The organism is Staphylococcus equorum, assembly GCF_001747895.1.
Taxonomy (GTDB): Bacteria; Bacillota; Bacilli; order Staphylococcales; family Staphylococcaceae; genus Staphylococcus; species Staphylococcus equorum_A.
Genome location: NZ_LNNB01000039.1, coordinates 1 through 11487 on the forward strand (window position 1 = coordinate 1; position 11487 = coordinate 11487).

At 34.6% G+C, this 11487-nt stretch carries 9 protein-coding genes; 8 read left to right on the forward strand and 1 reads right to left on the reverse strand.

The annotated features are described in order from the left end of the window. Positions 1-196: 196 nt before the first annotated feature. On the reverse strand, positions 197-1366 hold the full coding sequence (locus AST02_RS13675) for a hydroxymethylglutaryl-CoA synthase (RefSeq protein WP_069818237.1): 1170 nt from the start codon (positions 1364-1366) through the stop codon (positions 197-199). A 107-nt stretch (positions 1367-1473) separates the two neighbouring features. Between AST02_RS13675 and AST02_RS13680 the strand changes: the two genes are divergently transcribed. The 8 genes from AST02_RS13680 to AST02_RS13715 all read left to right on the forward strand — a co-directional run bounded on the left by AST02_RS13680 (position 1474) and on the right by AST02_RS13715 (position 11361). Continuing rightward, positions 1474-2628, forward strand: coding sequence for a thiolase family protein (locus tag AST02_RS13680; RefSeq protein WP_069818238.1), 1155 nt, complete (start codon positions 1474-1476; stop codon positions 2626-2628). Beyond that, entirely contained in the window at positions 2628-3908 is a 1281-nt protein-coding gene (locus AST02_RS13685; RefSeq protein WP_069818239.1) for a hydroxymethylglutaryl-CoA reductase, degradative, read from the forward strand. Before AST02_RS13680 ends, AST02_RS13685 begins: the two co-directional genes overlap by 1 nt. Before the next feature lie 243 nt (positions 3909-4151). Then, positions 4152-5126 carry an SMP-30/gluconolactonase/LRE family protein gene (locus AST02_RS13690; protein ID WP_069818240.1) on the forward strand — a complete coding sequence of 325 codons (975 nt, stop codon included), beginning with the start codon at positions 4152-4154 and terminating at the stop codon, positions 5124-5126. Positions 5127-5419: 293 nt separating this feature from the next. Further along, entirely contained in the window at positions 5420-6889 is a 1470-nt protein-coding gene (gene nhaC, locus AST02_RS13695) for a Na+/H+ antiporter NhaC (protein WP_069818241.1), read from the forward strand. 341 nt (positions 6890-7230) lie between these two features. Beyond that, positions 7231-8106 (forward strand): cidABC operon transcriptional activator CidR, encoded by an 876-nt coding sequence (cidR, locus tag AST02_RS13700; RefSeq protein ID WP_069818242.1) that lies wholly within the window; start codon positions 7231-7233, stop codon positions 8104-8106. A gap of 346 nt (positions 8107-8452) precedes the next feature. Then, positions 8453-8839 carry a CidA/LrgA family protein gene (locus tag AST02_RS13705; RefSeq protein ID WP_002511542.1) on the forward strand — a complete coding sequence of 129 codons (387 nt, stop codon included), beginning with the start codon at positions 8453-8455 and terminating at the stop codon, positions 8837-8839. Then, positions 8840-9526 carry an LrgB family protein gene (locus tag AST02_RS13710; RefSeq protein WP_069818243.1) on the forward strand — a complete coding sequence of 229 codons (687 nt, stop codon included), beginning with the start codon at positions 8840-8842 and terminating at the stop codon, positions 9524-9526. A gap of 92 nt (positions 9527-9618) precedes the next feature. Continuing rightward, positions 9619-11361: a pyruvate oxidase gene (locus AST02_RS13715; protein ID WP_069818244.1), complete on the forward strand. Its 1743-nt coding sequence runs from the start codon at positions 9619-9621 to the stop codon at positions 11359-11361. Positions 11362-11487: the final 126 nt, after the last annotated feature.

Below are 11487 nucleotides of genomic sequence, written 5' to 3' on the forward strand. Positions count from 1 at the left end.
AAATGCGCTTATATCAAGCTTTTTTCAATTCTAGTCAGCTGTGCCGGGGTGGGACGACGAAATTTTATTAGAAAAATTAGATTTCTGTCCCACTCCCTTTTTTATATACATAAATTTATCTAAATTCAGTTAAGACGTCTCAGCACATAATTTAAATTATGTACCTTAATCATGATACGATTAAGTGATTTCAGATTTAATTTAAGGTATTATAATTACGGATATGATCATTAATACTTTCAAGATAGAAAATATTCTTTTGCTCATCAGCTAATTCAGTTTCGTGATCGAATTCTAAATTATCAAAACGTTTGAAGAAAGATTCATATGTTTCAACTGAAACTTCAGTACGGTTGTTTAAAAGGTCTTTATGTCCTTGAATATCAAGTGCATCTTGGTAGCCTTTTACAATTTTACCACTAAAGAACTCGCCTACAGAACCAGAACCATAACTGAATAGTCCGATTGTATCATCTGCAGACAGGTCATGTGTTTCTAATAATGAAATCAAACTTAAGTATAAAGAGCCAGTATAGATGTTACCTACATAACGATTATAATATGTAGCATCTTCATAACCAGAAGTTAAGCGCGCTTTTGTTTGTTCATCAACAGAATCTGTTAAAATTGAGTCAAGTGCTTTTTTACCCATTTTAGTAAATGGTACGTGGAAACATAATGATTTAAAATTATCTAATGTTTTATTGTAGCGACGAGCATATTCATTCCAGCTTTCTTGGAACGAATGAATGTAAGCATCTTTAGATAATGCACCATCAACGAGAGGATATGGTTGTCCACTTGGACGCCAAAAATCATAGACATCTTCAGTGAAGGCAACTGCGTCATCATTTAGTTCAAGAATACGTGGGTTTTGTGATATTATCATAGCAACTGCACCTGCACCTTGTGTAGGTTCGCCACCAGAGTTTAAACCGTAACGTGCAGTATCGCTAGCGATAACTAATACTTTTTCATCTGGACGTTGCGCTAAATAATCTTTAGCTAATTGAATTGCTGGTGTTGCAGCATAGCAAGCTTCTTTCATTTCAATACAACGTGCAAATGGTTGAATGCCAAGCAAGTTATGTATTTGTACTGCTGAAGCTTTCGCAGAATCAATTGCAGATTCTGTTGCAACAATAACCATACTGATTTGTTTTTTATCTTCATCAGTAACGATGTCTTTTGCGGCATTTGCGCCCATTGTAACAATATCTTGGCTTACTGGACTAACTGCCATTTCATTTTGGCCAATGCCAAGTAGAAATTTATTTGGGTCAACTTGGCGTGATTCTGCAAGTTTAGCCATATCTACATAAAATCTTGGAACGTAAAAATTAATTTGATCAATACCAATTGTCATAAAGCGTATCGACACCTTTCTATATATAAATAAGCACCTGTATCATACCAAATCACGCTTATAAAATACAATGATTTAAAATTAACTGTAAATAAAGGAGATTGAAAATGAATAAAATAGCAATCGTAAGTGCAAAACGTACACCAATTGGAAGATTTAAAGGGAAATTAAGTAATTATTCAGCAGTTGAACTCGGAAAGAAAACATTAAAAGCAGCGATAGAAGCAATTAAATTGGATCCAAATACAATAGATCAAGTCATTTATGGCAATGTGTTACAAAGTGGAAGTGGACAAAATCCAGCGCGTCAAATTAGTATCAATGCAGGTGTACCGAATACAACGCCAGCTATGACAATTAATGAAGTGTGTGGCTCAGGACTAAAATCAATTATCCTCGGTAAACAAGCGATCCAATTGGGAGAAGCGAAAGTAGTTGCAGTTGGTGGCGTAGAAAGTATGACGAACGCACCACAACTTATTTTAAAAGAGGGAGAATCACCTGTTCAAAGCTTTATGCATGACGGTTTAACAGATGCTTTTTCAAATGTGCCAATGGGCATTACAGCAGAAAAAATAGCTGAGAAATACGATGTGACACGTGAACAACAAGATAAATTTGCAAATGATTCTCATCAAAAAGCACATCAAGCGACTGAAGCGGGTAAATTTGATAATGAAATCGTACCGTTAAAAGACGTAAATGGTGAATGGATGACAAGTGATGAAGGTATACGTGGTAATACGAGTATAGAAAAACTTGCAACTTTAAAAACAATTTTCAAAGAAAATGGCACAGTTACTGGTGGTAATGCTTCTAGTATTAATGATGGTGGTTCAACGATTATCTTAATGGACGCAGCTTATGCAAAAGAACAAGGACATGAAATTTTAGCACTTCTAGGAGAGCATGCTGAAATAGGTTGTGACCCCGATTATATGGGTTATGCACCCTATCATGCAGTTACAAAATTATTAGATAAGACAGGTAAACATATTGATGATGTAGATGTTGTTGAAATGACTGAAGCATTTGCATCACAAAGTATTCCTGTTCGAGATAATTTAGGCATAGCTGAAGAAAAACTCAATCTATATGGTGGTGCGATTGCGTTGGGTCATCCAATCGGTGCAACTGGTACACGCTTGGTGACGACACTTGTGAATGTATTGTCTCAAGAAGGTAAACAAAGTGGTATCGCTACTGCTTGTATTGGCGGCGGCTTAGGTATAGCACTAGAAATTGAAAAGGGGAATAAATAATGGAAGCGTTAGATAAGTCATTTCGTCATTTATCTCGTGAAGAGAAATTAGAGCAACTTGTTCAAAAAGGTTGGTTAAGTAATGAAAATAAAGCGGTGTTGCTAAATAACCCACTTATTCCTGAAGAGATTGCGAATAGTCTAATTGAAAATGTGATTGGCCAAGGTTCTTTACCTGTAGGATTACTACCAGAAATTATTGTTGATCAAAAAGCATATGTCGTGCCAATGATGGTAGAAGAACCTTCAGTTGTTGCGGCTGCAAGCTATGGCGCTAAACTTGTCAATCAAACGGGTGGTTTCAAAGTGGTATCTAGTGAACGCTTAATGATTGGCCAAATTGTTTTTGATGGCGTAAATGATACACAGGCACTTGCACAAAAAATTAATCAGCTAGAACCACAAATCAAACAAATTGCTGACGAAGTATATCCTTCAATTATAGAAAGAGACGGGGGCTACCGCCGCATAGAAATCGACACGTTTTCAGCGGAAGGCTTATTGTCATTAAAAGTATTTGTAGATACAAAAGATGCTATGGGTGCGAACATGCTGAATACAATTTTAGAAGGTATTACAGCTTATTTAAAAAATGAATTAGACAATATTGATATTTTAATGAGTATTTTATCTAACCATGCGACAGCGTCAGTAGTTAAAGTACAAGGTGAAATTGAAGTTTCCGCTTTATCCAAGGGTGGCCGCAATGGACAAGAAGTAGCGAAACGTATGGAACGTGCTTCTGTATTAGCTCAAGTAGACATTCACCGTGCAGCTACGCATAATAAAGGTGTAATGAATGGTATCCACGCTGTGGTCTTGGCAACAGGTAATGACACACGTGGTGTTGAAGCAACTGCACATGCATATGCAAGCAAAGATGGTCAGTATCGTGGCTTAGCAACATGGCATTATGATGAGCAACGTCAGACATTAGTTGGGACGATTGAAGTTCCTATGACATTAGCGACAGTCGGTGGCGGTACAAAAGTGTTACCAATTGCTAAAACAGCGCTAGATTTAATGAAAGTAGATTCCGCTGAACAACTTGGACATGTAGTTGCTGCTGTTGGCTTGGCACAAAACTTTGCTGCTTGTCGTGCATTAGTATCAGAAGGTATCCAAAAAGGACATATGAGCTTACAGTATAAATCATTAGCCATTGTCGTGGGTGCAGAAGGTAAAGAAATCGCACAAGTCGCAGATATGTTGAAAGATGAGCCAAGAGCCAATACAGCTACAGCACAGCAATTGTTAGACCAATTAAGAGAGAACGAATAGAAGTAGCATATATAAAGCACTTTCAATTTGATAGTTATCATTGAACCATAGTTGGATATATTAGGGGGGAGACATAATAATGTCTACTCCCTTTTAGCGTGCTTAGTCTGAACAGAAATAGATGTCTCTGATTAAAATGTTAAACGTTATTTCTAATACGCAATGCTACGGTTATGATTTTATTTTAAGAAAATACTATCATATACTTGTTATATAAGAAAAAGTAGAAAAGGGGTATGAATAATGAAAAATAACGACATTCCGGCATTATCGTATAAAGGGAATGCAAGTACAGCTGTGCCAATACTTGCACATGAAGCGGATATCCAAACGGTTACGGCAGAACAATGGTTAAAAATTTCTGATGAAGGTTTACAACTTGAAGGGCTATGCTTTGATAAAGATGGAAATTTAATTTTATGTGAAGTATTTGGAGGCACAGTCTTTCACGTAGCTTTACCAGAGAAAAAAGTGACAACACTATTTCAATCACAAAAACAAAATCCAGCAGCAGTTAAAATACATAAAGATGGAAGACTTTTTGTTTGCTATTTGGGAGATTTTGAAAGCTCAGGAGGCATCTTCGCAGTAGATTCAGAAGGAGAACAAGAAGTTCCAATTGTTTCAGATATTGATACTGAATATTGCGTTGACGATTTAGTATTTGATAGCAAAGGTGGATTTTATTTTACAGATTTTCGTGGTTATTCTACAAACCCTAAAGGTGGCGTATATTATGTGTCACCAGATTATAAAACGATTACACCTGTCATTCAAAATCTTGCTGTGGCCAATGGTGTGGCCTTAAGTACTGATGAAAAAACATTGTGGGTTACAGAGACAAATGCAAATCGATTACATCGAATAGATTTATTGGGTGATGGTGTTACGATTGCGCCATTTGGTGCCTCTATTCCTTATCACTTCACAGGACATGAAGGCCCAGACTCTTGTTGCATTGATAGCGATGACAACCTTTATGTGGCAATGTATGGCCAAGGAAGAGTACTTGTTTTTAATAAAAAAGGCTATCCAATAGGTCAAATCTTGATACCAGGACGTGACCAAGGACACATGTTGAGATCAACGCATCCTGCCTTTATTCCTGGCACAGATCAATTAATTATTAGTGCGAACGATATAGAAATGGGTGGGGACTCTTGGTTATTTACTGCTAAAGGTTTTGCTAAAGGCCATCATAGTTATCAATTTCATTAATTTTCAACTGAATAAATAGATATAGAAAAAATGTAACTTCGACTCGGAGTTACATTTTTTCTATATTAATGTTCTTAATACGTAGTAATGCCCTTTAATAAAAATCGGGAAATATAATTTGGCGTATTATTTTATAAAAAAAGCGAGTTGTAAAAAATAGTGACCTATGTGTATAAAAAAAGTGATTTGGATAATGTAAAATAACTACAAATGTGATAATAACTACCTTTAAATAATAAATACGCTGTTGAAAGCGCATAAAAAGTTAAGTATGATATAAAATAACAAAGGGGGTGCCTACTATTTTTAATAAGAAAACTAAAAATAATGGCGAAAAGATTAGGACAAAGAAAGAATTAGGACTTACGTCTGCTTTAATTACTTTAATCATTATGATAACTTCAATGTTATTTACGGTAGCTGTGCTTGAAAAAGAGCCTCATATACCATTAATGATTGGTACGGCAGTTGCGATTATTATAACCATGTTACATGGATACGCGTTTAGCGAAGTAGAAGAAATGATGTATAAGGGGATTCGACATGCGTTACCTGCTATTGTAATCATTATTCTTGTAGGTTTAGTTATTGGTTCGTGGATAGGTAGTGGTGTAGTAGCTACTATGATTTATTACGGACTTCAGTTAATCGACCCGAGATATTTCTTAGTCGTAGTAATTGTACTGTGTGGTATTGTAGCTTTAGCTATAGGTAGTAGTTGGTCTACGATGGCGACAGTAGGGGTAGCATCTATGGGTATTGGCCTGAGCATGGGTATATCACCAGGCATGGTTGCAGGCGCAGTCATCTGTGGTGCTTACTTTGGAGATAAAATGAGCCCATTATCTGATACGACAAATTTAGCTTCTGGTTTGTCTGGTGTTAATTTATTTGAACATATCCAACACATGTTTTTTACGACGATACCAGCTTTGGTAATATCACTAGTCGCATTTTTCTTTATCGGTATACGTTTTGGTGATAAAAATTTTGATACCAAAAATATAGATGAAATACTGACTACGATGCAAGATAGTTTTGTGATTACACCGTGGTTACTCATAGTACCATTGGCAGTTATCGCACTTGTAGTAGTCAAAGTACCAGCAATCCCATCGATTTGCGTAGGTATTATATTAGGGTTCTTCGCGCAACTGTTTATACAAGGTGATTCCATTGTAGAGGGGTTAACAGCACTACAAACAGGTTACACGATTGAATCAGGCAATTCACTGGTTGATGAATTATTTAACCGTGGTGGTTTAGAATCGATGTTCTATACGATTTCACTTACACTTGTCGCAATGACATTTGGTGGCGTACTTGAATATTCAGGCATGTTAACTGCATTAATTTCAGTTATTTTAAAATTTGCTAAAACTACTGGATCATTAATTGCATCTGTAATAGTGTCATGTATTGGTACAAACTTTACATGTTCCGAACAATACATATCCATTATCGTCCCATCTAGAATGTACGCTGGGGCATTTAAAAAGAAAAATTTACATGCTAAAAATTTATCCAGAGCTTTAGAAGATGGCGGTACGTTAACGTCTGTATTTGTACCATGGAATACATGTGGTGTATTTATTGCTTCAACATTAGGTGTGTCTGTTATAGAATATGCGCCTTATGCAATTTTAAATTACACAGTACCAATCATATCTATTATATTTGGATATATCGGTTTTAAAATTATAGGATTAAGTGAAGAAGAAATTGAACAAAATAGAAAAGAAGAAGAAGCGAACTTAACATAATACAGCATTGTGTTTTAAAATCAGTCATCATGTTGATTTGTAACAGTTGTATTTAATACCAGTGTAGCAAGGTAAATAATATAATATGAACTCAGTTTATAGATATATATCTGATTAATTAAAATTATCCGAATATATTGAAAAATAAATGCGCTCCAAAGTTGAATGTAGTTTCAATTTTTAGGAGTGCATTTTTCATGTTTAGGGTTCGTTTTCGATAAGTATTTAAAAGTAATAAGGGTCTGTGTGTTAACGTTTTTGTAACGAGTTAATATTGAAATATTGAAATTTAAACGTATACTGGAAAGTATTAATTATGTTTCAAGTAGAGGAGAACGTGCATGGATATTAAACAGATGAAGTATTTTGTTGAAGTTGTAAACCAAAATAGTATGACAAATGCTTCCAAATCTTTATATATTGCTCAGCCAACAATTAGTAAAGCGATAAAAGATTTAGAAAAAGAATTGAACATGACACTTTTCGATCGCAGTAAACGACAACTTGCATTGACTGATGCAGGAAGAGTGTTTTATCAAAAAAGCAAAGAAATTTTAACACTCTATAATGATTTGCCTAGAGAGGTTAATAGTCTACTTGGTTTAGAAACAGGTCATATCAGTATAGGTTTATCTGCAGTGATGAACATGAATAAGTTTATTCATATACTTGGTGAGTTTCATCAGAAATATCCAAATGTAACATACAATTTAGTGGAAAATGGCGGGAAGATGATTGAGACTCAGTTAATTAAAGATGAGCTTGATATTGGTATCACCACAATTCCAGTAGATCAGTCCATTTTTCATTCTGTGTTACTATACGAAGAAGAATTGAAACTCGTATTGAATAAAGAGCACAGATTGGCGAATTATGAACAAGTAGACATGAGTATGTTAAAAGATGAGGACTTTATACTATTTAATGAAGATTTCTATTTAAATGACAAAATTATTGAATCGGCTAAAAATTCAGGATTTGTGCCAAATACAATTTCTAAAATTTCTCAGTGGAACTTTATTGAAAATTTATTAAGTGCACATCTTGGTGTGAGTATCTTACCAGAGAATATTGTGAATTTACTTGATGGTAATTTTAAAAGTATAAAAATTGATGACCCAGCAATGCGTTGGGAGTTAGGCGTTATATGGAAGAAGGATAAATATTTAAGCCATGCGACTAAAAAGTGGATTGAATTTATGAAACAACGATTATAAAAAGTACTTATATAGCTTATCGTTTTTCTAGTCAGTCTTGAGAGGGCAGGAAGAAATCAAATTTTGATTTCTTCCTGCCCTTGTTTTGTTTACAACAACGTAAATAATCAAATACAAAGTCATGTAAGTGTTGTGATAACAAAGACTTTTGAATGAAAAGGGTAAATATTAAAAGTTTAATTTTAGTATTTAATATAATGAAATATAATAGGCTCAATCGCTTACATGAATAAAAGTAATAGGTGTCATTGATAATCAATATTTTTATTATATTACGTACGGGCTTATACTAGTATATGTAATCAACAAAACACCAAATAAAAATGACGATAAAGGGATGATAAAAATGCAGATGTCACTAAAGGTAGTTAGAGTTTTATTTCAAATATTAATGATTATGGCTATTACGTATGCTGGAAATGTCTTGCAAAGTGTTCTGCACATTCCAATTGCAGGAAGTATCGTAGGCTTAATCTTATTTTTTCTCTTACTACAATTTAAAATTATCCCATCACAATGGGTTAGTAAAGGTTCGAATTTTTTCTTAACAACTATGGTATTTTTCTTTGTACCGTCCGTTGTAGGCGTCATGGATGTCGTATCTGAGATTAATTTAAATTTCATTTTATTCTTCGCAATGATTATTTTAGGAACTTGCTGTGTTGCTTTAATTTCAGGGTTTATAGCGGAGAAAATGGTTAGAACTACGGAATATGGGAATGGACAAGATTAGATGACACTTTTAAATGGTTTGATAATGATTGTCTTAACAATTGTTATGTATGTTGGAGCTAAAAAATTACAGCAAAAATTTAAAAACCCTTTTTTAAATCCAGCACTCATATCTTCTATTGGTATTATTGCTATCTTGCTTCTATTTAATGTAGATTATCAAGGTTATATGGTTGGCGGTCAATGGATTAACTATCTATTAAACTGTACAGTGGTTTGTTTAGCTTTTCCGTTATATCAGAACCGTCATAAAATATTAAAACATGCCAATATCATATTCAGTAGTGTCTTCTCAGCAGTGATATTAAACTTTGTATTTATATTCTGCTTGTTGAAAATATTAGGTTATTCAAGAGAAGTTATTATGACGATGTTACCACGCTCCATGACTGCCGCAGTTGGTATAGAAGTTTCAAATCAACTGGGCGGGGTAGATACGATTACTGTTATGTTTATCGTCGCAACAGGATTAATTGGTAGTATATTAGGGTCTTATTTATTAAAAGTGGGAAGATTTAAGACCGCTATTGCAAAAGGTTTAACGTACGGTAATGCTTCACATGCATTTGGTACGGCACAAGCATTTGAAATAGATGGTGAGTCGGGTGCTTTTAGCTCTATCGGCATGATTTTAACAGCCGTATTAAGTTCTATTGTCTTACCGATACTCGTCCTCTTATTATATTAAGTTTTAAAAACGAACTAGATATTTTACTGAAAACAACATCAAAAGAATCAACGATTTAAAATGATTGAAATTTGAAAGGAGCTATTTTAAAAATGGCAAAAATAAAAGCAAATGAAGCATTAGTAAAAGCGTTGCAAGCATGGGATATTGATCATTTATATGGTATTCCAGGAGATTCTATAGATGCAGTCGTAGATAGTTTAAGAACAGTTAGAAATAATATTAAATTTGTTAATGTTAGACACGAAGAAGTAGCAAGTCTAACTGCTTCAAGTTATACAAAATTGACTGGTAAAATTGGGGTAGCATTGAGTATTGGTGGTCCTGGTGTAATTCACTTACTTAATGGTATGTATGATGCAAAAATGGACAATGTACCTCAACTTATTTTAGCTGGTCAAACAGATAGCACGGCTTTAGGTACGAAAGCATTCCAAGAAACAGATATTAGCAAATTAGTTGATGACGTGTCAGTTTATAACCGTCAAATATCTGAAAATGACAAAGATATATTTGGTATTGTCAATGAAGCGATTCGTACTGCATATGAGAAAAAAGGTGTAGCCGTATTAATCTTGCCGAATAACTTATTAACAAATAAAGTTAAAGATACAACAAATACAAAAGTGGACACTGCGCCACCAGCACGTGTAACACCAAAACCACGTAGTATTAAAAAAGCAACTAAGCTTATCAATAAAAGTAAACGTCCAGTAGTACTTGTCGGTATGGGTGCTAAACATGCCAAAGATGAACTACTTCAATTTATTGAAGCGGTGAAAATCCCTTCAATTATTACGCTACCTGCGAAAGGTTTATTAGCAGATGCGCATCCTTATAATATTGGTAATCTAGGTAAAATCGGTACGAAAACATCTTACCAAACAATACAAGATGCTGACCTATTAATCATGATAGGTACGAATTATCCTTATGTGGATTATTTACCTAAGAAAAATATTAAAGCAATTCAAATTGATAACAATGCTGAAAATATTGGCCATCGTTTCGATGTGAATGTGGGTATTGTTGGTGACAGTAAATTGTCATTGCTACAATTAACAGATTCAGTTAAACATGTATCAGAGCGTGACTTCTTAACTAAAACATTAGAAAGAAAAGCAACTTGGGATGCATGGATGGCAAAAGATATAGAAGATAACAGTAAGCCAATTAGACCAGAACGTCTAATGGATGCGATTAACCAAGTGAGAACAGACGATGCAATCTTTTCTATTGATGTGGGTACGTCAACGGTATGGTCAACGCGTTATTTAAACTTAACAGTTAACAATAAATTTATTGTATCTAGTTGGTTAGGTACAATGGGTTGTGCATTGCCAGGTGCCATTGCTGCTAAAACTGCATATCCTAACCGTCAAGTTGTCGGTATTGCCGGTGATGGTGCATTCCAAATGGTAATGCAAGACTTTGCAACAGCAGTACAATATGACTTACCAATGACATTCTTTGTATTAAATAACCAACAACTTTCATTTATTAAATATGAACAACAAGCAGCTGGTGAATTAGAATATGCAATTGATTTCACAGATATTGATTACGCAAAATTTGCTGAAAGTTGTGGTGGCGTTGGTTACACATTAACTGATCCAAATAGAATTGATGAAGTAGTTGAAGATGCAATGTCACAAGACCGTCCAACAATTGTCAATGTGTACGTTGATGAAACTGCAGCGCCTTTACCAGGTAAGATTGTGATGGATGAAGCAATGAATTATGGTAAATGGGCATTTAGATCAATTACAGAAGATGGAAAATTAGACCTAGAGGAGTTACCTCCAATGTCTACAGCGGTAAAACGTTTCTTCTAAACTTATATATTATATTAAAGCTACCAATCAATTTTATGATTGGTAGCTTTCAGAGTGTCGACAAAGTCTCCGACTTTGTTGGCACTTTTTTGTGCACGCTTTCCGCGGGCACAGCCTCAGCCTGTA

What these genes read in the sequence shown, in the direction of transcription:
- AST02_RS13675 (WP_069818237.1), bottom strand. Translation starts at nt 1,366, where the DNA reads ATGACAATTGGTATTGATCAAATTAATTTTTACGTTCCAAGATTTTAT.
- AST02_RS13680 (WP_069818238.1), top strand. Translation starts at nt 1,474, where the DNA reads ATGAATAAAATAGCAATCGTAAGTGCAAAACGTACACCAATTGGAAGA.
- AST02_RS13685 (WP_069818239.1), top strand. Translation starts at nt 2,628, where the DNA reads ATGGAAGCGTTAGATAAGTCATTTCGTCATTTATCTCGTGAAGAGAAA.
- AST02_RS13690 (WP_069818240.1), top strand. Translation starts at nt 4,152, where the DNA reads ATGAAAAATAACGACATTCCGGCATTATCGTATAAAGGGAATGCAAGT.
- cidR (WP_069818242.1), top strand. Translation starts at nt 7,231, where the DNA reads ATGGATATTAAACAGATGAAGTATTTTGTTGAAGTTGTAAACCAAAAT.
- AST02_RS13705 (WP_002511542.1), top strand. Translation starts at nt 8,453, where the DNA reads ATGCAGATGTCACTAAAGGTAGTTAGAGTTTTATTTCAAATATTAATG.
- AST02_RS13710 (WP_069818243.1), top strand. Translation starts at nt 8,840, where the DNA reads ATGACACTTTTAAATGGTTTGATAATGATTGTCTTAACAATTGTTATG.
- AST02_RS13715 (WP_069818244.1), top strand. Translation starts at nt 9,619, where the DNA reads ATGGCAAAAATAAAAGCAAATGAAGCATTAGTAAAAGCGTTGCAAGCA.